Origin of the sequence: Streptomyces sp. SID12501, assembly GCF_010550245.1 — a bacterium.
Lineage (GTDB): Bacteria > Actinomycetota > Actinomycetes > Streptomycetales > Streptomycetaceae > Streptomyces.
The window spans coordinates 154,340-180,027 of the sequence record NZ_JAAGLU010000022.1 but is presented as its reverse complement, the minus strand read 5'-3'; the positions used below and the strand labels follow the sequence as shown (position 1 = coordinate 180,027).

Sequence of the window (25,688 nt, the reverse complement as noted above, 5' to 3'; positions counted from 1 at the left end):
GCGCCCGGCATGCGGCCGGAGTCGAGTCGTGGTCCGCTGTGAGGCCGAGGCCTCTGACGACGGACGCTGTGGCGGCGTGCTGTGCTCGTGTGCGAGGGGTGGGCTGGTGCCGGGCGGCGAGATCGCCGGTCCGGACGCCCACCAGGTGCTCGGCGCCCGCCTGTTGGCCGCCGCGGCGGCCGGAGCGGGGGGCGCGGTGCTGGCGCTGGCCCTGGCGGCCGTACGTACACCCCTGTTCGCGGCCTCCGCGCTGGTGGCCGTGGCCGGGGCGCTGGCGGGCGGTCTGATGAGCGTCCTCGACCTCTCCGTGGACGGCGCGGCGGCGACGGTCGCCGCGCTGACGGTGCTGCTGGGCGGCTTCGTACCCTCCCTGTCGTTCAAGCTCGCCGGGATGCGGATGCCCGCGCTGCCGACGAACGCACGGCAGCTCCAGGAGGGCATCGAGCCCTACAACGGGCGGGACGTGGCCACCCGTACGGAGCTCGCGAGCGGCTGGATGACCGGCCTGTACGCGGCCACCGGCGTCCTGTGCGCGGGCTCGCTGGTGCCGCTGACCAGGAACCCCGGCCTGCCGGAGACCCTGACCGCGGTGGCGCTGGCGCTGCTTCTGCTGCTGCACGGCCGGGGCATGGTCAACGTGTGGCAGCGCCTCGCCCTGGTACTGCCCGGCTCACTCGGTGTGGCGCTGCTGGTGCTCGCGCTGGCCGTGGACACGGAGACGGCGGACCGGCCGCTCCTGGTGGTGGGGCTGCTGGCCCTGGCCACCGTCCTGGCCGTCGCCTCGTGGACGGTACCGGGACGGCGGATGCTGCCGTACTGGGGGCGGGCGGCGGAACTGCTCCACTCCCTGTTGGCGATGGCACTGCTGCCGCTGACCCTGTGGGTGCTGGGTCTGTTCGCCGCGTTGCGCGCGATCACCGGCTGAGACGGGCGGTGCGGGGTGGGTACGGACGGCGCGGCGGCTTCTGGCGCTGCGGCCGGCTGACCGGGCGAGGCGGAAAGGCCGCACGGCTTGCCAACCGGCCCTGGCTGGGCGGGAGTCGGCCGACTCCAGCGGCTGGGACGGCGCGGGCCGCACGACCCGTGTACCTCCCGGGCAAGAACAACCGTACGACTCCCCCACCGGCCCGGACGAGGCAGCCGGGGCGAACGGGGCAGCCGACTCGGCGACGACGACCGTACAACTCCCGCGTCCGCCCCGGCCGGACAGCCGCGACAACCGGCACAACCACCCCGGCCAGGACAGCCGTACAGCTCACCACCACACCCCACCCGCCACAGCGGCCGACACCCTCGCCCCCCGCTTACTGAAAGGACCCGCGGTACATGCAGTCCAAGCGCGACCAGGTGCAGGCGCACACCTTCATCATGAGCCGGCTCACGTCGGGCATGCTGCTCGCCGATCCGGACGCCCCGGAGAGCCCGCTCGGGCGTACCACGCGGGGTGCGGTGGCCGGGCTGCTGATCACGGTGCTGATCGCGGCGGGGTCGGTGGTGTTCGGTCTGATCTCGCCCGGTGGCAACGACTCCTGGCGAAACGGCGGGACGCTGATCGTCAACCGGGAGACGGGGGCCCGCTATCTCTACCTCGACGGGCGGCTGCGTCCGGTGCGCAACTACTCCTCCGCGCTGCTGATCGGCGGCGCGGACCTGGCCACCACCGACGTGTCCACCGCGTCGCTGCGCGGCACACCGGTGGGCGCCGCGGTGGGTATCGCGGGCGCGCCCGACTCGGTGCCCGACGCCGGTGACCTGGAGTCCGGCGCCTGGCAGGTCTGCTCGGCGCTGGGCGGCACGGCGGCGGCGGACGGTACGGTCACCACGCGCCCGGTGACGGCCCTGGTGGCCGGGGCCGCGGTGACGGGTGACCCGGTCGGCGCCGGTGAGGCGGTACTGGTGAGCGGCCCGGACAAGAAGACGTACCTGGTGTGGCAGGGCAGCCGGCTGCCGCTGGACACCAAGTCCGGCGCGCTGCTCTCACTGGGCTACAGCTCGGTGACCCCGCGCCCGGTGTCGGCCGCCTTCCTGGACGCCCTCGTGCCAGGGAGCGCGCTGGCCCCGCCGCAGGTGCCGGGGCTGGGGTCGGCGGGACCGTCGCTTGGCGGTACGGCCACCAAGGTGGGCCAGGTCTTCCAGGTCACGGTGCCGGGCGACACCTCGGGCCCCGACGCGGGCGGCCAGTACTACCTGCTGCGCGGCGAGGGTCTGGTGCCGGTCACCGCGACCGGCGCCGCCTTGCTCCTGGGCGATCCGGACATCCGCGCCAAGGCGTACGCCGGTGCCTCGCCCACGGCTCTGCCGGTCGGCGCCGACGTGCTCAAGGACCACCAGGCGCCGGGCAGCACCGGCCGTGACCCGTCGGCCTCCGGTCTCCCCGACACCCCGCCCCGCGCGGTGCGGGTGCCGGCCGGCTGGACGGCGTGCGCGCAGGTGAAGCCGGGTGCGGACGGCGTGCGGGTCAGTTCCCTGCTGGTGCGGGAGAGCGAGCTCGCCCCGGTCACCCAGGCGAGCGGCGAGCCGGTGGCGGCGGCCTGTCTGCCGGTGGACGCGGTCGTGGTGCGTCCCGGGCACGGTGTGCTGGTGCGGGCGCTGAGCGCGGGCGGCGGCGCGGTCGGCACCGCGACGTACCTCGTGGGCGACGACGGGGTGAAGTACCGGGTGTCCTCGAAGGAGGCTCTCGCCGGACTGGGCTACGCGGAGTCCGATGCGCGCCAACTGCCCTCACCGCTGCTGGCGATGCTGCCGACCGGGCCCGACCTCAGCCCGGAGGCGGCGTCCGGAGCGGCGGCCCCGTCGGCCGGGGCGGCGCTCTGCGGTCGTACCGCCGACGCGTCCGGCCCTGCCGGCGTTTCCGCGGCCTCCGGCGCTCCCGGCGCTCCCGGCGCTCCGGAGAATGCCGGGAAGTTGCTTTCAGGTAAAAGCAGTTGAACTGTGGCCGATCCAACTACCCCTGAGTCGCGTCATGTTGCAACCATTTCATGGGCAACTCTAGTCTCTTGACGTCAAGGCAGTAGCCCGAGTCGACGCAGTACCCGACCCCGAGGATGGAACGATGGCAGGCAACGGCCAGCAGTCCAATGAACAGGCGACCCGCAACGGCATCCAGGCGCTCGAAGCCGCCTTCAGCGGCATTCTGAAGTCGAAGCAGGACGTCGACCAGACCCGCGCCACGCTCTCCGGCGGCTATCAGGGCAGCGACGGCGGTCAGTTCGGCTCACTGCTCAAGCAGTGGGACGACCAGGCCACCAGCATCCTGCGGAGTCTTGAGGACATGGTCGACAAGCTCAACCAGAGCCTCAGCCAGCACGGCAAGACCCAGGGTTCTTCCAACGAGTCGATCAACCAGGCCTACACGCAGTCGCAGGCCGCCTTCGACCAGCTCGCGGGCTGACCGGGCCAAGCCCCGCCCAAGCCCCGATTCCCCCCATCGCAGAAGAGGTTCCCATGGGTGACATGACCGACGGTTACATCTACGTCGACTACAACCACATGAACAACGCCGCCGACGACATGGTCCAGCAGACCAAGGCGATCGCGAACACCCTGGCGTCGCTGGAGGCCGAGCTCAACGAACTGGTCAAGTCCTGGTACGGCGAGGACGCCAGCATGTACCGCCAGAAGCAGCAGGCGTGGGACGCGTCGGTGAAGAACATGGAGACCCTGCTCACCTCGCACTCCACGCTGCTCACGGACATCTCCGACAGCTACCGCTACAGCGAGAACTCGCTCTCCCAGCTCTGGTCCGAAGTCCAGATAGGCCGCTGACGCCGGACGAACCGGGCGGACGGCCATGGGGGCCGGAACCCGTCCGGTTCCACGGCCGTCCCCGACAACCCAGCAGGAGGAAGCCATGGCGGATCTGACCCGCCTGGACGCGGCGTCACTGAAAACGTTCAGGGAGCACGCCCTGGCCGATTTCATCACCGATCTCAAGAGCATCATGAAGGACGACACGAACGGCGTGCGCTCGCTGCACAGCGTCGCCAAGGGCCTCCTCCCCGCGGACTACTACGGCGAGAACGCCGTGCTGGGCATCGGTCTCATGACTGCTGACGACACCGTCTACGGCAAGACGCTGCTGGGCTCGGTCCTGTCGTCCGCGACGTCGATCGACAACATCCTCGACGCCCAGGGCACCCTCTTCGGCGACATCGACGACAACCTCGAAACCACCCTCACCACTCTGCTCAACACCCAGGGCTCCACACTCGAAGGCATCAACGGCGAGAAGCTGCTGGACATCTGGTCGGACATCGACCGCGACCTGGCCGGGGACGAGGACGACTGATCCGGGCGGCCCCGCGCCGCCCCACGCCGTACGCCCTCCCCCCACCTCACGCAGTGGAGCCCCGCCATGCCAGCCAAGCACGACCCCGACGACGCATGGGGTCAGGCAGTCACCCTCCTCACCGGCTACGGCGTGCCCAGCCGGAAGACGCTCTTCGACACGCTGAGCAGCAAGGAGGGCATTCCGCTGTTCCGGGGCGGTCTGGAGATCCTCGTCTCGACCCAACTGACCGCGGACAACTTCACGGCCCTGGTCGGCTGGCACACGCAGGAGGGCGAGGACTACGACCTGGCGTTCGTCGACGCCGGCGGTGACGGCGCGCACGACTACGGCACCCTCTACCAGGCCACCCTCGTCTTCATCGGCGTACCGGTGGACGGGAACGGCCGGGCCCGGCTGCTCGACGCCGGCGAGATGACGGGCGGCGGCAAGTTCACGGGCAGCCAGGGCGACGAGTGGGACTTCGGCCCGCTCGGTCAGTACGTGAGCGGTTCCAAGGCCGCGCTGCAGAAACTCCTCGCCGACGGGACCACGCGCGGCTTCTCCTACAACGGCTACGACGTGCAGAACGCCGAGGCCGTGGACGCCAACTCCTTCGAGCGCACCGCGCAGTCCTACGACCGGACGATGACGTTCTTCAAGGACCACGCCGCGACCCTGACCCAGTGGGAGACCTCGCTCGGCGAGGAGGACGCGGCGTGGCGGGGCCAGGCCGCGGGGCTGTTCTGGCATCTCATCCACCAACTCCGCACGAACTACGACGACTACGTGGACCAGATGGGCGGCGCCCCCTACACGGCGCAGCACGCCTTCAAGGGTGGCCACACCCCGCAGTCGAAGCTCAGCGACTCACTGGCCGCCGCTCAGAAGGCCCTGCTGACCGAGGCGCAGAACCTCAGCACCGCGTGGGACACCTGGGCCAGGGACGGCCGGCACGATCCGCACCGCATCGTGATGGAGATCCTCGACCAGGTCTCCGCGTGGGTGCTGGAGAACAACATCAAGCACACCACCGTGTACGCGGACGAGTCGACCTACACCTACCGCACCGACTCCGGCTTCCTGCAGAACCACCCCACCTACGGGAACCTGCGCGACTACAACGCCACCTGGAAGAAGATCGGCGAGGCCGCCGTCACCGCCTGGAACAAGCACGTGGAGGACGTCCTCGTCAGGGCGGGAGCCCTGACGATCACCAACCTCAAGGCCGCGTGGAGCGATCTGGAGGACGCCTTCGAGGAGATGGAGACGAAGGACACCTCCACCCTCACCGACCAGTACGACAAGGACCAGCGCGACATCCTCGCCGAGCAGGCGAACCAGAACCAGCAGAACCTCAACAACACGCTGAACAACCTGGGCCAGAACCTGAACAGTCTGGGCGACGGACTCGGGGACAGCCTGAACAGCCTCGGTGACGGACTCGGGGACAGTCTCAACGGCCTCGGCGACGGGCTCGGGGACAGTCTCAACGGCCTTGGCGACGGACTGGGCGACAGCCTGAACGGTCTCGGCGACGGGCTGGGCGGGCTGGGTGACGGCCTGGGTAACAGCATCAACGGTCTGGGTGACGGCCTGAACAGCCTGGGCAACGGCCTCGGGGACAGCCTGACCGGCCTCGGCGACGGTACGGGGCTCGGCACCGGCCTGGGCACGGGTCTGGGCCTCGGCGGCCTGGGTCTGGGCGGTACGGACGACGGCAACGACGCCACCAAGGGCTCCACGGTCACCAACCCGGACGGCAGCACCACCACCCTCAACCCCGACGGCACGCTGACCACCCGTTATCCCGACGGCACCACCCAGCTCCTGGACCCCGAGACCGGGACCGTCACCACGACCGCCCCGGACGGCACCGTCACCACCGGCGATCTCACCGTCCCCGGTGGATTCACCAACCCGGACGGCAGTGTCACCAGCCTGAACCCCGACGGAACCCTCACCACCACGTTCCCCGACGGCACCGTCACCACGATCGACCCGGAAACCGGCCAGCTGACCACGACCAACCCCGACGGGTCGGTAGAGACCGGCAACATCAGTACCGGGCTCGGCGACGGACTGGGCGACCTCGACATCACCAGCCCCACCGTCATCCCGCCGACCACCAGCAGCAGTTCCCTGGACCTGGACGGCCTGAGCAACCTGGGCAGCCTGGGTGACGGCCTGGCCGGTTCCGGCAGCGGCAGCGGCACCTCCGGGCTCACCTCGAGCAGTCTGCTGGGCGGCGGGGCCGGCTACGACAGCGGTCAGTACGCCGACTACGACGACGGCGAGGACAGCACCGGCGACGTGCTGGGCGGTAGCACCCTCGGTGCCCCGCTCACCGCGGGCGCGAGCGGCTCGGCGGACAGCGCGGGCGGGACCGGCTCCGGCGGGAGCCCCCTGTTCCCGGGTATGGGCGGGATGGGGGGCATGGGCGGCGGCGGGGCCGGTGGCGGCGGCAACGGCTCCTCGGAGCGGGTCCGCAACGTGCTCACCGAGCCCGGCGGCAGCGGTCGGCGCGGTGCCCGGTCCGCGGGCCGCAGAGCCGGAGCGGAGGACGAGGACCTGACCGTCACCCGGGGCCGCGGCACGTCCACGAGTTCCAGCTCCCCCTACCCGATGGGCGGCCCCGGGGCTGCGGGGCAGGGCGGCCGGTCCACCGAGAGCGGCGACCGCGACCGCAACAGCTGGATGGCCGAACCGGAGGACGAGGACATATGGGGCACCGACGAGGGCGGCGCACCCGCCGTGATCGGACGTTGAGCACGCGGAGAACGTCGAGGGGGCTGCGGGTGCCGCGGGTACCGAACGGCTCGGGGCGGGGGGCGGGGTCATGAGCGACATGCGGGAGACCATCGAGCAGCGGCTCGCCCAGGCCATGGCCGACCTGGAGACGACCCAGACCGCCGTGGCGCGGGCCGAACGCGAACTCGCCGACGCCTCCAGCACCGTGCGCTCCCCCGACCGCGCGGTAGAGGTCACCGTCAGCGCGCAGGGCGACCTGACCGAGCTGAAGTTCCTGGATGGCAAGCACCGGACCATGTCCGCCACCCAGCTGGCGGCCAGCGTCCTGGAGGCGGTCCAGGAGGCCCGCGCGGTGATGGCGCGCCAGGTGATGAACACCTTCGAGCCGTTCACCCGCCCGAGCGACGCGGTGCCCGAACTGCCTGGCGTGAACGTCGACTGGCACAAGATCTTCGGCCCGGGTGTGCTCGACGGCCCGCGGGCCGGGGCGAACCGTTCGTCGTCCAGCCGACTGCGCGACGAGATCAACGAGGACACGGAGGACTGACTGTCATGGCCGAGGGAAACGCGTACTACGCCGAGCCGGACCGGCTCGCGGCGGGCGTGCGGCAGATCGACCGGATCGGCGCGCTCGCCCACGAGATGCTCCGAGACTTCACCACCACCGTGAACGACACCCACGGCTGGCCCGGCAAGGACGACAGCTTCGCGCAGGAGGTCGTCCCGCAGGAGCTGCGCGAGCGCAAGACAGCCGTCGAGACCGGGACCTCCCTGGTCGAGGCGGTGGTGAGCGTCGCCGACGGCACCATGGCCAACCTCGAGAACATCCGCAACACCCAGAGCGGTGTCATCGACTCGATCAACTCCGCGGGACGCCGCGGCGGAAGGCACTGACCCTGCCATGAGCATCATGGTCTCGCCCGAGCTCAACAACCTGCTCTTCGTGCTCATCGGCGAGAAGATGCTCCAGGCGGACGAGGATCTCGCGTACGCCAGCCACAAGCCGTACAAGCGGCTCGGCAAGAACGTCCGCGACCTCTCCGACCTGATCGAGGAGTCCGTGCGGGGCGTCGGCAGCACGCTGCCGCCCCAGGTCGGGCAGCAGTACGTACGGGCGATGCGGCTGTTCGTGGACAACGGCGGCACGAACTATCTGCGGGAGTTCTCCAAGCAGCTGGACGACGTCGGCGACGGCCGGGTGAAGACCTCCATGGACATCATGGAGGCGAAGTGGCAGATCATCGCCGAACTGGTCCGCCTGTTCATCGAGTTGGCGATCATCGCGGCGCTGTCCTTCTTCACCGGCGGTTCGGCCGCCACCCAGACGGCCACGGCGAAGGCCCGCAGCAGGGTGGCCGTCCTGTCCACCCTGGACCAGCTGCTCAAGCGCACCCATGTGATGCCGAGCCTGTCCGAGGCGTTCGACGAGGCGTTCCAGACCTTCGTGGTCCGGCTCGCGATGATGACGATGGCCCCGGAGGGCCGCCGTCCGGACAACTTCGACTGGTCGCAGATCTTCCAGGACGGCGTCTTCGGCGGCCTCGCCGGCGCGTTCCACGGGGTGTTCGACTCGGTCACCAAGAACATCGGCAAGAGCTTCAAGAACTTCCTCGACGGCCCGGGGCCCAACCCCTTCAACAAGGGCAACACCAAGAACTTCACCGACGACATCACCTCGAAGATCGACAATCCGCCGAGGCCGTCCACGGGCGACAGGTTCGTCCGGGGCGTCGGCGGCGGTGCGGACGAGTTCCTGGTGGCCGGTGGTGCGGAGGCGGTCGCGGAGATCTTCGTCAACGGGATCTTCAACGGTAAGTGGGAAGGGAGTTGGGAGACCTTCGTCGGCGCGGGCATGAGCTCCGTGGTCACCTCGGCGCTGTTCGACGGGGCGTCGTCGCTCGGCGGCAAGTTCGGCTCCGGCTTCGACTTCGGCAGCGTCAACGTGCTGCCGGTCTCCGGGGACGCCGAGAGCACGGGCAAGGGCGGCAGGAGCGGTGACAACAGCGGCGACACCGACGGCGATGCCACGAGGGGCGTCGGGGCCGGGGTCGGGAGCGGCACCGGGTCCGTGGACCTGTCGACAGGCGATGTCACCGGTGCCGACGTTGCCGGCGGTGTCCCAAGTACCGCTGGTCTGGGGGGCGTCGGGGCTCTGGGCGGTGTGGGGACGGTGTCCACCACGTCCTCCGGCACCGGGGCCGCATCAACCACGGGAAGCAGCGGCTCCTCCTCCTCCCCCGGCAGCGCTCCGACGAGCAACTCCCCTTCCTCCGGCGGGACTCGGGGCAACCAGTCCGACGGCACGAGCACCGACCAGGAGACCGACGGCTCCTCCGACACGGGCGAGGCCGACAACCCGGAGGGATCCGCCGAGCCCGGTGCCACAGACTCGCCGGGGACGACCGGCACCGGCGTCGACCCCGCCACCCGGACCCAGGGCGCCGGGTCGGACATCCCGGCCTCCAATTCCGTACCGACGACCGGTTCGGCACACACGGGCTCCGGGGCTCCGGAACCGGCCCGCACCACGTCGACGGATGACGGCACGCAGCCCCGTACGGAGTCCGAGTCCGAGCCCTCGCCGGAATCCGGCTCCGAGTCCGTGGCCGGGTCCGGCTCCACGTCCGACACCAGCACCCCGTCCGGCGCCGAATCCGCCACGGGGCCGGTCGCGGCCACCCCGGTCCCGACCGGCAGCGCCCCCACGCCTGTCCCCGGCTCCTCCCCCACCTCTGCCCCTGCCCCTGCGTCCACGCACGGCTCGCAGCAGTCCCCCTCGCAGACATCCGCACCGCAGCCGTCGCAGCGCGGGGCGGCTCCGACGGAGTCGGGCACCGACACCGACGCGTCCGGTTTCGACGTACGCCGTTCCACCGTCGACGGTGAGCCCGTGGCGGAGATGACGGTGGAGGTGGAGTTCACCGGCGCCGACGCCCTGCCGGAGGCGGACCGGCAGGCGGCCCTGGACCGGATGGCCGCCGATGTGGAGCAGGTCTTCAACGCGCCGGGACACCGGCTCGCCAACGGGGACCGCGTCCAAGTCACCGTCGTCCCCGTACCTCCCGGCGGGCGCGCGCACCTGAAGGCGGATTCGGCACAGGACCTCGTCCAGCGGATCGGCGACCGCCTGGGCCTGCGGGACCAACTCCCCGAATCCCAGGCCGACCCGGACCAGGACACTGTCCCCGCACCGGATTCCGTCCGTACGGTCGGTACACCCGCCGAAGACACCGACGGCACCGACGCCCCCACACGCATCGCCACCGAGTCCCGCCCGACGGTCACCCCCGGTTCCGGTTCCGGGTCCGGGTCCGGGTCCGGGTCCGGGTCGAGGCCGGTCGCGGCTCCCGGGGTCTCCGTGGGCGCCGACCCACTGGCCCCGGTCACCCCCGTCCCCGTCACGGCCACGTCGCAGGCGCCGGTCGACGTACCGGCCGGACTTTCGTCGCCGGACACGGACGCGGTGGCGCCCGCCGTGGACAAGGGGAAGGGCCGGGCGGCCCCCACCGGACCGGCGGACGAGGAGACGCCGACGGAGTATCCGGCCGAGTCGCCGGACGCGTACCGGCGGGAGTTGGCCGGCTACGACGCGGACCAGGCGCTGGCCGACTACGGCTCGGCGTTGACCGCGCTGGGGCGGGCGCAGGTGGCCTTCGAGGCGGCCGAGGCGGTGCGGGCCTCGGGCCAGGGGACCTCGCACGGCCGCGAGTCGGCAGAGGCGCAGGGGCAACTGCACGACGCGCATGCCTGGGTGACCGACAGCATCAACCATCTGGCGGCGCTGGGCGTCGACGCGCCGTCGTCGGAGGTCGACGAGGCCGACCTCGTCCGGCGGCCACGGCTGCTCGGCGGGGTCTTCGGTTTCGGCCGGGCCCGGACACCTGACCTGTTGGAGAGCCCTGCCGGGCCGTCCCTGGTCTATCCGCCCCGGCGGAACGTCGTGCACAAGACGTACCGCTGGATGAAGCCCGACAGGGCGGAGGCCGCGAGGGTGACCGCGATCGGCGGCGCGATCAACCAGACCGGGCCGGTGCCCGGCATCCGTCTCAACCAGGGCGGAACCACCTTCAAGACCGACTGGGACCCGGTCACCTTCGGCAATCTGGACCAGATGACCCGGGCCGTGCTCAGGAGCGAGATCAGGGACCCCATCAACGACGCGCATCCGGACCTGCGGCTGCTCGACAACGCCGACTGGTGGAAGGCGGTGGGGCAGCTCGACTACCGGCCGGCGGGTTTCTGGCGCGGACAGGAGGCTCGGGCCCGGACGCTGGAAGGCGAGATCACGCGGCAGTCGGACAACCGGCCCGCATCGCTGACCCCGGCGGACCTCACCGCGGTGGACACCGCCCTGGGGACCGCGCCTGACGCCCTCTCCGCCGCCACCGCCGTACTGAACGTGCACCACGGTCTGATCCTCGGGGAGACGCACAGCGCCTCTACCAGCTGGCCCTTCCTGATCAACAACATGGCCGCGCTCCAGGCTCAGGGTGTCGGAACGGTCTACGTGGAGGCGCTGCGCGGCGACAGTTTCCAGCCCTCGCTCAACAGGTACTTCCAGTCTCCGCCCAACGCGCCCATGCCCGTCGAACTGCGCAGAATGGCCACGCTGTACGACTCCGCGCACAACTCGTTGCCCGGTGCCGGGCTGGTGGCGACCCTGGAGGCCGCCCATGCGCACGGAATCCGGGTCGTCGCCCTGGACGGCACCCCCGCCTCCTCCTCGATGCGAGGGGACTGGGGGAGCCACGAGCGGGCGGTGAAGTTCAACGCCTACGCGGCTCTCACGGTGCAGCGCGACCGGGCCGGCCGCAATGACGACTACGTCGTGGTGATCGGCAAGGCGCACGCCAACTGGCACCCTGGGCCCACGACCGCTCAGCCCGCGGGCAGCCCCGCGCTGCCGAACCTCTATCCCGGGCTCGCCCAGCTGTTGCAGGTTCCCCCGGTAGAACTGGACGCACAGTCGACGGCCCTGGACCGCATCGTGTCGACCGCCGTGCTGCCGCCCGGTACCTACGACCCGACCATCGACGACGTACCGCAGACACCTGCGCCTGTACCTGTACCTGTACCTGTACCTGTACCTGCGCATTCGGGGTGGGATGCGGCGCGTGCCGGCGCCTCCCCTGTGGAGCGCTCGCACACCTGGGTCGATCCGGTGTCCCGGCCGAGAGATGCGGACGGCAAGGTCACGCAGTACGTCGTACGGTCCGGGTTCGACGTACGCCGCTTCACACACGACGGCGATCCCGTCACCGACCTGACGGTCGAGGTGGATTTCACCAACGCCGACGACATACCCGAGGCCGACCGACAGGCGGTCTGGGACCGGATGGCAGCGGGCGTCGAACGCGTCTTCAACACCCCCGGTCACCGGCTCCCCAACGGCGACCGCGTCCACGTCACCGTCGCCCCCGTATCCCCGGGCCAACAGGCCCACCTGAAGGTGGAGTTGGCCGGTACGTCGGACAGCCGGCCCATGTCCCAGCACGTGTGGCGCACGGACGGCTCCGACCAGGCCTTCGTCCATGAGGTCGGCCACCAACTGGGCCTGCGCGACGAGTACCCGGACGCCACCGCACCCCAACGCCCGCGAGTCCAGGGCAGTTTGATGGGCGACTACGGACTCCCCGTACCCCAGTCCGTCAGCACCGAGGCCACCGCGACCAACGTCCAACAGCACTACACCCAGGGCGGCCTGCGCCCCCGCCACCTGGCCCTGATCAACGCCCTGGTCGGCGACATCGGCAGTGACGTCGACACCGACGCCCCGCCGCGCATCGCCACCGAGTCCCGCCCCATCTCCGACCCGGTCCCCGTTCCCGGGGCCGACCCGCTCGCGCCCGCCACGCTCACCTCGTCGAGCGTCCCGGACGGTCTCCCGGAACACGCGCTGTGGCACCGCCTGCTCGACGCCCCCGTGGAGCAGCGGCCGGCGCTGCTCACCGCGATCGGTGAGACGCGCGGCGGGGCCGACCCGACCGCCGACGAGGTGGCCCTCCGGGGGCAGGTGCGGGACGGGCTCAGGAACCTGCCCGGGGTGACGGTGGCCGTGGAGGACGCGGCGAACTTCGGGCATCAGGCCGCCGCCACCATGATGATCGAGTCGCTCGGTGAGCTGGGCTACGAGGGCCGGATCACCGTCATCGCCCCGGCGAACGTGCAGCAGCGACTCCAGAGCCTGCTCTCCGCCTCGGCGAACGACCGCGTCGACTGGGTGCCCGGCACCTTCGACCCGGCCGCCACGTACGACGTCACCAGCCGTGACCGGCGCGACCACCTGGTCCTGGTCGCGGCCAACGACGCGCTGATCGGCAACGACGAACTCGCCGCCAAGTTCCTCCACTTCACCGGCTCCGACCAGGCGATAGTGCTGCGGCCCTACGCGTGGACCGGCGGCCACCGCTACCTCTACACCCGTTCCGGCCCCGACGCGGACACCGAGGTCACGGACCTCGAAGGCGGGACCGGTATCCCGCCCAGCGCCCTGTACCGGTTCGAGGTCTCGCCTGCCACCGGCACGGCGCTGGACGATCTGATCGGCGCCGCGGCGCTCTCCCCGGAACGGGAGACGGGTCTGACGGCCGTGGCACACGCGGTTGACAGCGACGCGATGGAACTGATGCCGGCGTACGGTCTGCACAACCTGCATCCGTCGCAGCGGGCGTCCACTCTGGCCGCCCTGGCGGAGGGCGTGCACGCCGCGCAGCTCGACAAGCCCGCCGTCGTCCTGGCCCTGGGCAACGCCACGGTCGACTTCGCGCCGCGCCACCAGGCCCCGTGGCTCACGCAGTTGAGGCTGGACGATCCCCTGCTCCCCCAGCGGATCGCGGCGGCCCGTCCCGGCGAGGTGATCGTCGTCGAGGCGGGGAACCTCTCCCAGGACCTGTTCCGGCAGATGTACGGAATGGGCTCACTGCCCGCCGTCGTGGAGGGCGCCAACACCACCAACACGCTTCAGGTACAAGGGCGTCCGTACTTCTCGGTGCGGACCAACAACACCCCGTACGACCTGCTCGGCCACCGTGCCGAGTCCGTGCCCCCGGACGTCAGCAAGGCCGTGGGCGTGCTGGAGGGGGTCACCGAGGCGCTCACCGCCGAGAGTGACTGGGGAGCGCGGCTGGCGGACACTTCCGCGTGGAAGATGGCGGGTCAGGCGGAGACCGCCTTCAAGGTGCTGCGGGACCTGCACTCGGAGGCGGACAACGACACCGGCGCGGAGAAGCTGTGGCTGGGCGTCGACGAAATGGACCGTCTCTCGGAGGCCTTCGGCCTGGGGGTCGACGCCGTCGTCGCGAACGCCCTGGGGACGGGCCGCCCCGACCAGGAGACGATCGATTCGCTGCTGGCAGGCCCTTTGTTGGGTGAGCAGAGTTACGAAAGGAAGATCAGGCTCGAGGACGAGTGGATCGGGCTCACCCCGGCCGAGCGGAACACGTTGCTGGCGGCAGCGGAGGATCTGCACCGACGGCATCTGGCAGACCTGCGGCGGGAGTCGGCGCAGCACTCGGTGGCCCCCGCCCCCGCGCACGTCACGGCCATCGCGTCGGCGATCACCGAGGCGGCTCGGCCCGACACTCGACTCGGCGGCTATTTCGCCCGGTTGACGCAGCAGGCCCGGCATCCGGACAACGACCAGGTACTCCAGGCACTGGGAACACTGTTCCCGGGCGCGCGGGAGGCGAGTGCCGCCAACCGGACCCCGACATCGGAAACGGCCTCCCCAGCGCCGGCCGTCAGCACGTCGTCCGCGCATCCGGCCCCGGAGGTCCCCGGTCCCGAGCTGGCCGCCGCCACCGCCGTCCCGCCCAGGACCCACCGGCCCGAGGCGAGCACTTCGGCCTCCGCGCAGCCCCCCGCCCCGGCTGCGGCCGAGGACGATGAGGATGACGAGGACTTCGGAGACTTCGGGAACTTCGACGATTTCGATCCCCTGTCCGCCTGGGCGGGTTCCGACCAGGGTGACACTGCGGCCGAGCAGCCCGTCACCGACCAGGAGTCCGCCGCGAGCAGCGACCGCGCCGCCCCGGACATCGCGCCCTCTGTTCCCCCCGCCCCCGGAGCCGATCCGCTCGCGCCGACGGCCAGGCCGGGGGACGGCACCGGCCGCCCCGCGACCGTTTCCGGGCACCGCGAGCCCGCCCCGGAGCCGGTGCCGGCGTCACCTCCCGGCTGGGACGCGGCACGCGGCGCGGCCACCCCCGTGGAGCGGTCGCACACCTGGGTGGATCCGGTGTCCAGGCCGAGGGCGGCGGACGGCACGACCACGCAGTACGTCGTCCGGTCCGGTTTCGACGTACGGCGCTTCACGCACGACGGTGATCCCGTGACCGACCTGACGGTGGAGGTGGAGTTCACCCACGCGGACGGTGTGTCCGAGGCGGACCGTCAACTGGTGCAGGACCGGATGGCCGCCGGTGTGGAGCAGGTGTTCAACGCGCCCGCGTACCGGCTTCCGGGCGGTGGCCGGATCCATGTCACCGTCGTCCCCGTGCCGCCGGGCGGTCGCGCCCATCTGAAGGTGGAGCTGGTGGCGCCGTCCACCGGGCGGCCCACCTCCCACCACGTGTGGCGCACGGACGGTACGACACTCGACTTCACCCACGAGATCGGCCACCAACTGGGCCTGCGCGACGAGTCCCGGGACGCGACGGCCCCGCAACGCCCGCAGGTCGAGGGCAGTTTGATGGGCGACTACTCCGTCTCCGTGCCCGACCTCGACGGCGCCCCGGAATCCGACTACGCGCAGGGCGGGCTTCGCCCCCGTCATCTGGCCCTGATCAACGCGCTGGTCGGTGACCCCGACGAGAATTCAGCGGCCCCGCGTCCCAACCCGGCCCCCGCCATGGGCGCCGACCCGCTCGCCCCGGTCACCCCGGCGGAGGCGGCACTGCGCCGACGTGTACGGGACGGTCTCGAAGAACTGCCCGGCGTGACCGTCGTCGTGGACATCGCGGCGAACTTCGGTCATCAGGCGGCGGCCACGATGATGGTCGACTCGCTCACCGGGCTGGGATACGAGGGCCGCGTCACCGTGATCGCGCCGGAGAACGTCCAACAGCGCCTCGCCGTGCTCCTCTCGACCGACATGCGTGACCGCATCGTGTGGGTGACGGGCGCCTTCGACCCGGCCGTCGCGTACGACGCCACCAGTCGGCCCCGTAACGGCCACCTGGTCCTCGTCGCCGCCAACGACGCCCTGGTCGACGACGACGAACTGGCCGCCAACTTCCTGCACTTCACCGGCGCGGACCGGGCGGTCGTGCTCAAGCCCTACGCGTGGACCGGCGGCCACCGCTACCTCTACACCCGCACCGGACCGGACGCGGACACCGAAGTCACCGACCTCCAGGACACGGACGGCATCCCGGACAGCGCCCTCTACCGGTTCGAGGTACCGCGCCTGACCGGCGCCGCCCTGGACGGGATGATCGCCGATCAGTCCTCCACCCCGGAACGCGCGGCGGGTCTGACGGCCATAGCGCACGCGGTCGGGGACGTCAGGATGGAGCTGATGCCGGCGTACGGCCTGCACAACCTGCACCCCTCGGAGCGGGCCTCGACACTGGCCGCCCTGGCGGAGGGCATACACGGCGCGAAACTCGACCGGCCCGCCGTCCTGTTGGCGCTGGGCAACGCGACGGTCGACATCGCGCCCCGCCATCAGGCCCCGTGGCTCACGCAGGTGCGGCTGGACGACCCCGCGCTTCCCGGGCTGATCGCGACGGCCAGGCCCGGCGAGGTCATCGTCGTCGAGGCGGGGAACCTCACCCAGGGCCTGTTCCGGCAGGTGTACCAGCTGGGCACACTGCCCGCCGTGGCGGAGGGCGCGAACACCACGAACATGCTTCAGGTGCAGGGGCGTCCGTACTTCTCGGTGCGGACCAACACCACCCCGTACGATCCGCTGGCCGGCACCGACGACGACTCCGCCGCGGTCGACGAGTTGCAGAAGGTCACCGCGGCGATAGTCGCCAAGAGCGAGTGGGGCGAGGAGTTCGAGTACCTCCCCGCAAGGCGGGATGCAGGCCAGGCGGAGACCGCTCGCAGTGTGCTGGGGGCGCTGCCCTCGGAGACCACTGACGACGAGGTGACGCTGTATCTGGGATACAACGAGCTGGTCCGCCTCAGGGACGTACTCGGCGACAGGACGCGCCACGTCATCCTGGGTGTCCTGGGAGAGGGCCACCCTGCCATGGGCGCGATCGACACCATGCTCGCTCCGGCTCCTCCGGGCAAGCCCGACTACAAGTGGTCGATGGAGTTGCAGGAGGTGTGGGCCGAGTTGTCCCCGGCCGACCGTGACGGGCTGCTGGCGGTGGTGGCGGGCATCCATGAGGAGCATCTGGAGGCCCTGAGGGCCCAGTCCGCCGCACTGTCGGTGGCCCCGCCTCCGGAGCAGGTGGAGGTCATCGCGAGGGCGATCGCCGACGCGGGCCGGACCGACTCCCCACTCGGCGCGTACTTCGGCAGGTTGACCACGCAGGCACAGGATTCGGACAACGACCAGGTTCTGCAGGCGCTGGGAAGGGTCTTCGCCACGGAAGCGGGGCAGGGGCAGGGCACCGATCCGCTCGCGCCGACAGCCGGCCGGCAGCAGACCGACACCCCGGCTCCGGTGCCGCCGGCCCCTCCGGGGTGGGATGCGGCCCGTGCCGGCGCCTCCCCCGTGGAGCGCTCGCACACCTGGGTCGATCCGGTGTCCCGGCCGAGGGACGCGAACGGCAAGGTCACGCAGTACGTCGTACGGTCCGGGTTCGACGTACGCCGCTTCACACACGACGGCGATCCCGTCACCGACCTGACGGTGGAAGTGGAGTTCACCAACACCGACGACATACCCGAGGCCGACCGACAGGCGGTCTGGGACCGGATGGCAGCGGGCGTCGAACGCGTCTTCAACACCCCCGGCCACCGGCTCCCCAACGGCGACCGCATCCACGTCACCGTCATACCGGCAGCTCCCGGCGGACAGGCCCACCTGAAGGTGAGGCTGGCCGACCCGGCCTCCGGTGTCCGAACCTCCCACCGAACCTGGCGACTTGACGGAACCGGCCAGGACTTCGTCCACGAGGTCGGCCACCAACTGGGCCTGCGCGACGAGTCCCCCGACGCCACCGCACCCCAACGCCCCCGAGTCCAGGGCAGTTTGATGGGCGACTACGGACTCCCCGTACCCCGGTCCGTCAGCACCGAGGCCACCGCCGCCGATGCGGAGCAGCACTACGCCCACGGCGGCCTGCGCCCCCGCCACCTGGCCCTGATCAACGCGCTGATCGGCGACGCGTCCCCGGCGCCGCGCACCGAGGCCGATACCGATGCCGCCCCCGGTGCCGAGCCGCTCGCTCCCCCGCCCCTTTCGCCCTTCGTGCGTGACTACGGCAGTCGGCACGACGGCAACGTAGGCCTCGTACAGGTCGAGCCGCTGCCCGCCCGAGTGGTGGACGGCGTTCACCAACAGATCCTCCGCGCCCTGAGGATCCCGGCCCCGACGGCCGAGGAGCATCCGGTGCTCCGCCAGTTGCGGGACCGGCTCGGCGGCGCCGAACTGGTGCTCGCGCTGCCCTATCTGCGCAGCAGCATGGGCCACCGGGTGACAGTCACCGTCGACGGCCGTGAACGAACCGTGGACGTACGGTTGGGGCTGCGCGAGCCGGTGCCGTCGCCTCGTTACGGCATCCACGACGTCACCGACCCCGATGTCCGCGTGGAGCGCCGTGGGTTCGGTGCGCAGGAGTCGGGGGATTCGGAGTCCTCGGGCAACGTCCGTACCGTGCCGATGCCCTGGTCGTGGTCGGTGCCCGTGCCGGCACCCGGATCGGTGCGGGGCGTGGACATCGGGCCCTCCTTCACCGTGACCCACAATCAGCTGTCGCTCTCCACCTCGGTCACCCAGGCCGTGCAGACCACCACAGCCCAGCGCAGCAACGAGCTGTCGCAGGCGTACGAGTTCACGTCGGACTGGGAGGTTCGGGTCGACACGCCCCGGATGGCGCCACCGGTCAACTGGAGTCCGCCGCAGGCCCACGGGCCGGTCACCGTCTGGTTCCCGCAGCATCTGGCCGTGGCCGACACGTCCGGGACCGCGCTGCCGACGGCGGCCGGGCTGGACGATCTGCCGGTGTGGGGGGTCGACACCGTCGCGGAGCCGCAGCAGTTGCTGGAGTCCGTGCTGAGCGCCTTCCACGACGAGCTGTCCACGCTGAGCGACTCCTCCGCCCAGGAGCTGGAGGCGTTCCTGGCCGAGCCCGTGCTGCGCGGAACCCTGCCCATGCAGCGGTCGGGCGGCATCTTCTCGCCGCTGCTTCTGGACTCGCGGGGCCGGGCGATCGGCATGTTCAAGGTCACCACGGCGGTCACACCGGGAACACCCACACACCAAAGCCTGGACACCAAGATCAACCTGGAGAGCCATCTCATCCAGACGGTGAAGGTCGACGGCCAGGCCAGGATCACCAACGCCGTCGGGGTCGACATCGGGGTCGGCCCGGCGTTCACCGGAGACCACGCGAAGAAGCACCCCGACGCGTCGGGCAAGGTCGCGGGCAGCCTCGTCGGCAAGGGCGGCGTGCGGTGGCAGACCAGCGACACCCTCGGCAACGGCGGCACCGCCGCTGTCCTGCACGGCCTGCGCACCAACCGGAGTCATCTCCTCACCCCCGCCGTCGTCCGGCACACGGTCACCCTCGTCCGGCCCGGTGGCGGCGAGACCCCGCAGGGCTTCGGGCCCTGGGACAACGGAATGCAACTGCGGCTGCTGACCCGGGAATCCGCCCGGGGGCACCGGCCGGCCCTCGAGGAGCGGCGCGCGCTCCCCTCCGAACTGGAGAACCTCGAAAGCATCGGCATCACCGCGGCCCCGCTGGCCGTCGACGGCCCTCAAGAGCTCTTCGGGCATGCCGAGGTCTGGCTGCGCGCCAACGGTTTCCTGCCGCCGGAGACGAACGTCCGCAACCTTGTGCTGCCCGACGAGCAGCTGGTGCAGGCCCAGTTGAACAATCTGCGGCGCTTCGAGCAGGCCCGCTCCGACCTGGGTCTGCGGGCCGCGACCGACGCCATGGTCGACGGCGGCCACCCCCTGTGGCTGGAACGGCCCACCACCACGGGCACCCATCGCATCAAGCTGAACCTCACCGCCGTCCGCGACCCGGGCACGAACACAGGTACGGGTACAGGTACCGCAGGTGGTACAGGTACGGCAGGTGGTACAGGTGCCGCCGCCCTGCCGAGCACCCACACCCGCACCCTCCCCGACATCCAGCACGTCTCCCTGGCCTCCTTCGGCATGGCCGGTACGGAGCAGCAGGCATCCGGCTACGGCTGGTCGCTGGGCTTCGGCGGCGGCCCGTCCGGCCCCGTGGGTCCGTACACCGAAGGGCCGTCCGGCCTCGCGATTCCGTACATCAAAGGCTCGGGCACCCTCGGCGGGGCCGCGGACTACTCGTACAGCCGGCAGACCGGCCACACGGCCACGGTCGGCGCCGGTCTGGCGCACGACCAGTTGTTCATCGGTTCCGGTCAGGGCAGCGAGGTCTTCGACATACCGGCGCTGTTCGCGCTCGACCTGTACGACGGTCCGGGCGCCGAGCCCGCCGTGCGCTTCGCCGAGCACACCGTCCCGACCCCGTCCGCGCCGCCCGACTCCCCGGCGCCCGGGACGGCTGCCCTCGCTGATCTGCAGCTGAACCTCCTGGAGGAGGCCAGGCCGTCCGGGCCGCCGCCCCGGACGGTGGGCGGCACCATCACCCTCGCGGTGCCCCACCACCGCACCCTGGAACCGGCGTCCGAGCCCGCCTCGCCGGCCCCCGCGCACACCGTGTCCGAACCGGTGGACGCCGATCACTCACGGCTGGCCATGACCGGCCCCGACGGCAGCCCGCTGCCAGGGATCGTCAAACTGCCGGACGACGCGATCGTGGACGTGTTCCGCGGTTCGGGAGTCCTCCAGGAGGCGCTGCGGCAGATCCTCGAGGGCACCCATCCGGGGCACCCGGAGACCGGGCGGCTGGGGTCCATGGCCGCCGCCGTCGGTGCGGCGAGCCCTGAGCTGGTCGCATGGGCGGCCCGGTCGGTGGCCTCCAGCCTGGCCGGGCAGAGCGCCGGCGATCCGACCACCGTCGCCGCCGAGGTGCGGCAGGCCGCGCTGGCCCCGGGCAACCTCGTCGCCCGCGCGCACCAGATCTTCAAGGGCGGGTACGTCGTCGAGGGCATCACCCTGCCCGGGCTCGGCGCCGACCAGGAGTACGCGCTGGAGATCCGCGGTGTGCTCCACAACGCGCGGCATCTGCACAGCGCCAAGCAGTACCTGGAGACCGGCGTCGCCGCCACCGACTCCGCCGCCCAGCAGAAGTCGGTCAGCGGCACACACCAGACCGGGGTCGCCGTCACCGGGACGAGGACACCCGCCACGGCGCCCGCCACTCCCGCCCCCTCCGGGACCGCCCCCGGGACGGCCTCGACACCGGCCCCGCCCACCGTCTTCGGGCCCTCCGGGAAGTACACGTACACCAGCCGGACGGAGGACTCGGGCACGGTCTCCTCCAGTACCGCCGTGAACCGGACGGCCACGGAGAGCGGCATGGAGCACCGGGTCGGCGCCGACGCGACGATCCTGATCACCGTGCGGCGCGGCACCCGTAACGTGGTCGGCAACACCCTCGGTTACGGCAGCGAACCTGACATCACTGTCGCCGTCGACCTGCCGCAGGCCGTGCAGTTCCTGCTGACCGACGGTCAACTCGTCCGGTACGACGCGTGGTTCAGCGGCGTCGAGGGGCTCACTCCCCCGTCGCCCGCCCCGGCCGAGCTGCCTCTGCCCCAGCGTTTCACCCGCACCGGGGAGCCGGGCCTGGCCGCAGTGCTGTCCGTCACACAGTTCGACGAGTTGGCGCCGGTGCCCGCCGCCGAACCGGACGAGGTCGGCGCCGAGGCCGGCGGTCCGGCCACCATCGCGCCCGGCGAGGGCCCGGCCGACGGCCCCGCCACCCACCCGGCGGACCCCGGCACGCCCGAAGGACCGGCCGACGAGGCCACCGAGGAAGCGCCCCCCGCCCCCGCCGGACAGCCCGCCCTCGCCGAGCGCCGGGACCGGCTGCGGGCCGAACTGACCGCGCTGGTCGAGGCCGAGGCGCCGGGCGTCACCCAGCCCGGTCACTCCTCCTATCTGCCCGGCGTGGCCTCCCGGATCGCCGACTACACCTCCACCGCCGGTCTGCGTGCCCTGCCCGGACGCGGCCCGCGCGGCGCCCAGCGCTTCCACTTCCGCCACCTCGCGCTCGGCGGCGCCCGTCTGGTCGAGGTCACCCTGACCGCCCGGCCGCGCGGCGACGCGAACGAACTGCGCGGGGTGCGCGGCCGAAACGCCGGACCGGGTACGGGACTTGAGCAGTACCACGGGCACACCCCGGCCGGTGTCACCACCGGCACGACCAGCACCACGCAGCACGGCCTCACCTTCAACCCCACCACGCGATACCCGCGTCCGGGGCAGGACACCCGTACCGACCGGAGCGGCCCCGGGCTGAGCGTCGGCAGCACCAGGAGCCAGGGCACGAAGGCCGCGTCCACGGCCGAGGACCGTTTCTGGCTGCGCACGGACAGCGCCGCCGACTTCGACCTCGACTACGACTTCACCGCCTCCGTGCGCTCCGAACTCGTCGCGGACTGGCCGCCCAACCTGGTCGGCGGCGCCCTCCAGGGCGGTGTCCTCGCCTGGTACGACACGGACGCGGACGCCGCGACCGAGAACTGGACCTGGATCAGACGCGCCCTGAGCGCCCGCCCGGACCGCACGGCGACCGTCCCGGCCTCTGTCACCCTGCGTTTCACCGGCGGTGAGGCGGCCGCCGCCGAGGTGGTGGAGGCGCCGCTGACGCCGGCCGTCGGCACGACGGCCCCGGCCCCACGGGGCGCCCGGTTCGTACCGATGGGTCCGGCACCGGTGTTCGAGTTCAACGCCTGGTCGGAGCTGACCACCGCGCTGGACACCGTCGCCCCCGGTCAGGACCGTGGCTGGCGGTCACCCTCCACGTCGACGTCCACCGAGAGCAGCGCTGTGCGGATCGGCGAGCTCATCCAGGCCGGCGAGATCGCCCTGGACCTCCCGCGCACCGCCGCCGGCCTCACCGACACCATGCCCGGCGCCTTGCCCTTCGAGTCGGCCACCGGCACCCCGCCCCGCCTGTCGGCCGCCCTGCACAACCCGCGCCGGGTCACGCAGAGCGCGGACGTCACCCTCGACCGCGTCCGTATCGCGTCCGCCACCGGCGGCTCGTCCCAGAGCGGCGCCACCACCGGCGGAATCAGCTTCCAGGGCGTCTACAGCACCGACGACCCCGACCGCACCCTCGGCGGCGTCGGCGTCCCCGTGCTCGCCCGCCAGCCGCAGACCGTGGGCAGTACCGGGGGCACCAGCGGCGGCGTCCGCGAATGGCTCAAGACGGGCAGCACGAGCGCCCCCACCGACGGCGCGCGCGGCACACGGACGTACGAGGCGCTGGTCGACGCGTACCTCACCGTTAGGGGCCCGGCGGGCGTGCGGCACGTCTCCGGCACCGCCACGGTGCGCATCGGGGAGCGGGACGCCCTCGGCCACGGGATCACTCCCCCGCGTACCCAGCCGCAGGTGTACGACCTGCCCGCGATGGTACGGGCGGCGGCGGATGCCGAGGCCGTGGCCGCCGGGACGCCGGACGCGGACACGCAGGGGGGTGAGGCGGTCGTCGCGGCGCCCGAACTGCGGGACTGGACGCGGCATCCACTGCGGACCCTGCCCGGCCTCCTGGCCTCGCAGATCGACGCCGCCGACCCGGCGGCCCAACTGTGGCTCGCCATCGGCGACACCGGCACCACCGCCGGGCAACAACATCTCGGCCGGGCCCTGTTCGCCGTGTCCCGCGCCGCCGCACGCGTCGGCAAGCCCGTCGAACTCGTCCTGCGCTCCGACGACAGCACCCTCACCTTCTGGAACTTCGGCCCCGACGGCACCCTTTCGGGACTCGGCGAGGCCGGTACGGCCGCCTGGGGCCGGTTCGACGGCCGGGCCACCGCGCTGACCGCCGCGGCGGCGGCCGAACAGGAGGCACGCGAGGAGGAGTTCGCCCTCGGTCGGGAGAGCGCGGCGCACCGGACCGTGCTGTCCGACGCCGAAGGGGAGGCCGCCCTCGCGGCCGAGGCCCTGGAGGAGGCCCGTACCGCGGCCGAGACCGCCGAACGGGAGGTCACCGCGGCCCAGGAAGCACGGGAGTTCGTCCAGCGGGAAATCGAGCGGTGGCAGGGGGAGGTGGAACGCCTGGCCGCTCTTGTCGGCGAACGATCGGCGCGGATCGGCGCACTCGACAAGGACATCCGGGCCGCGGAACTCCAGGTGCGGGGGGCGGACTCTGTCGCCACCGACATCAACCGCAACCGGCCCGCCGACGGCGGCGGGGAGGAGCGTCCGGACGAGACCCGGGCCCGCAAGGCCCGGCAGGCGCTCGACGAGTTGCGGGTGACCAGGGACGAGGAGCGGAAGGTCCTGAACGGGATCGACACCGATCTGCGGAACGCTCGGGAGGCCGTCGAGGATGCCGAGCGGCGTGTCCTGCCCGAGCGGCGTACCGCCGAACTGGCGGCCGAACACGACGCCGAGCGGCCCCGCACCGAGCTGGCCGACGCGACCGAGCGCCGCCGTGCCGCCGTGGAGGCGCTCGCGGAAGCCCATCGACGCGCCCAGGAACTCGCGGAGGGGATCACGACGGCCAACGCCCGTCTGAACGCCCAGACCCGCCTCCAGACGGCCGCCGAAGGAGCCCTACCCGCCCTCGCGACTCTCATGGCGACCGACCGCACGGCACCGCCGACCGACGTCCCGACGGGCTCCCTGGCCTCCGCCCCACCCCGCTGGCCGGACCCCGCCGCCCACACCACCCCGGCCCGCGGCCTCACCCCGAACGCACCGGGACATGTGGAGCCCCCGGTGCCGGCACCTGCGGATCCGGAGGACACGTCCGGCACCGACGGTACGGCGCCTCCGGCCGGTGGAGCCCCGGGCCGGGTGCCATCGGACGGCTCGTTCGCCGCCGCGCTGCTCAACGCGCTGCCGGTGAGCGCGGCCTCCGGGTCCGGTGGGCCGGCCGGTGGGGCGGGACGGCTGGACAACGTCGACAGCACCGCTGCCCTGCACCACTGGGCGGGCGGGCGACTGGTGGAACTGGACCCCGCCGACGTCCCGTCGGGGGTCCGGCTGCCGGCCGGCGACGACACCCTGTCGATGGCCGAGATCCGCTCGCTGGGCATCGAGGTGACGTCGGGCATGGAAGCAGAGGCCGTCATGCTCGACGACCGGCTGACCGTCTCCGCTGTGCCGCTCGATCCCAGACAACAGCTCCAACTCCTCCTCAACCGGAAGGAGTCGGGGAATTACGCCGCCACGGTGGCCGCGCTGACGGCCCAGGCCCTGGGCCGGGATATCGTGATCGTCGGCCCGGGCCCCATCGAACACCGGTACGGCTCCACCTCCGGTGAACCGATCCGGATCGAGTTCGACGGCGTGGGGTACTCCACGCCCGCTCAGCACCTGCCGGAGGGCTGAGGCATGGCCTGTGCACCTCCGCAGCAACTCCCGTCCCCAGCGCTTCCGTACCCAGTGCCCCGGCACTCGGTGACCCAGTACTCAGTGACCCCGTAC

9 protein-coding genes are annotated in these 25,688 nt (G+C 71.9%); all 9 read left to right on the top strand.

The genetic code is table 11. The features are described from left to right. A partial coding sequence (gene eccD / locus G3I71_RS26300) for a type VII secretion integral membrane protein EccD (protein WP_239149357.1) occupies nucleotides 1–925 on the top strand: 925 nt, incomplete at its 5' end. A 401-nt stretch (nucleotides 926–1,326) separates the two neighbouring features. Further along, on the top strand, nucleotides 1,327–2,928 hold the full coding sequence (eccB, locus tag G3I71_RS26295) for a type VII secretion protein EccB (protein WP_164317949.1): 1,602 nt from the start codon (nucleotides 1,327–1,329) through the stop codon (nucleotides 2,926–2,928). A 124-nt stretch (nucleotides 2,929–3,052) separates the two neighbouring features. Further along, the gene (locus G3I71_RS26290; RefSeq protein ID WP_164317946.1) at nucleotides 3,053–3,391 is read left to right on the top strand and encodes a hypothetical protein; all 339 of its coding nucleotides are present in this window, start codon (nucleotides 3,053–3,055) and stop codon (nucleotides 3,389–3,391) included. 53 nt (nucleotides 3,392–3,444) lie between these two features. Beyond that, nucleotides 3,445–3,765: a WXG100 family type VII secretion target gene (locus tag G3I71_RS26285; RefSeq protein WP_164317944.1), complete on the top strand. Its 321-nt coding sequence runs from the start codon at nucleotides 3,445–3,447 to the stop codon at nucleotides 3,763–3,765. A gap of 85 nt (nucleotides 3,766–3,850) precedes the next feature. After that, the gene (locus tag G3I71_RS26280) at nucleotides 3,851–4,288 is read left to right on the top strand and encodes a type VII secretion system-associated protein (RefSeq protein ID WP_164317942.1); all 438 of its coding nucleotides are present in this window, start codon (nucleotides 3,851–3,853) and stop codon (nucleotides 4,286–4,288) included. 66 nt (nucleotides 4,289–4,354) lie between these two features. Continuing rightward, nucleotides 4,355–7,036 carry an AAWKG family protein gene (locus G3I71_RS52330; RefSeq protein ID WP_164317940.1) on the top strand — a complete coding sequence of 894 codons (2,682 nt, stop codon included), beginning with the start codon at nucleotides 4,355–4,357 and terminating at the stop codon, nucleotides 7,034–7,036. 70 nt (nucleotides 7,037–7,106) lie between these two features. After that, complete coding sequence (locus G3I71_RS26270) at nucleotides 7,107–7,565, top strand: YbaB/EbfC family nucleoid-associated protein (protein WP_164317938.1); 459 nt, start codon at nucleotides 7,107–7,109, stop codon at nucleotides 7,563–7,565. Nucleotides 7,566–7,570: 5 nt separating this feature from the next. Beyond that, entirely contained in the window at nucleotides 7,571–7,912 is a 342-nt protein-coding gene (locus G3I71_RS26265; RefSeq protein ID WP_164317936.1) for a hypothetical protein, read from the top strand. Nucleotides 7,913–7,919: 7 nt separating this feature from the next. Beyond that, nucleotides 7,920–25,592 (top strand): hypothetical protein, encoded by a 17,673-nt coding sequence (locus G3I71_RS26260; protein WP_164317934.1) that lies wholly within the window; start codon nucleotides 7,920–7,922, stop codon nucleotides 25,590–25,592. Nucleotides 25,593–25,688: the final 96 nt, after the last annotated feature.

Coding starts and splice junctions, on each gene's coding strand:
- eccB (WP_164317949.1), top strand. CDS start 1,327: ATGCAGTCCAAGCGCGACCAGGTGCAGGCGCACACCTTCATCATGAGC.
- G3I71_RS26290 (WP_164317946.1), top strand. CDS start 3,053: ATGGCAGGCAACGGCCAGCAGTCCAATGAACAGGCGACCCGCAACGGC.
- G3I71_RS26285 (WP_164317944.1), top strand. CDS start 3,445: ATGGGTGACATGACCGACGGTTACATCTACGTCGACTACAACCACATG.
- G3I71_RS26280 (WP_164317942.1), top strand. CDS start 3,851: ATGGCGGATCTGACCCGCCTGGACGCGGCGTCACTGAAAACGTTCAGG.
- G3I71_RS52330 (WP_164317940.1), top strand. CDS start 4,355: ATGCCAGCCAAGCACGACCCCGACGACGCATGGGGTCAGGCAGTCACC.
- G3I71_RS26270 (WP_164317938.1), top strand. CDS start 7,107: ATGAGCGACATGCGGGAGACCATCGAGCAGCGGCTCGCCCAGGCCATG.
- G3I71_RS26265 (WP_164317936.1), top strand. CDS start 7,571: ATGGCCGAGGGAAACGCGTACTACGCCGAGCCGGACCGGCTCGCGGCG.
- G3I71_RS26260 (WP_164317934.1), top strand. CDS start 7,920: ATGAGCATCATGGTCTCGCCCGAGCTCAACAACCTGCTCTTCGTGCTC.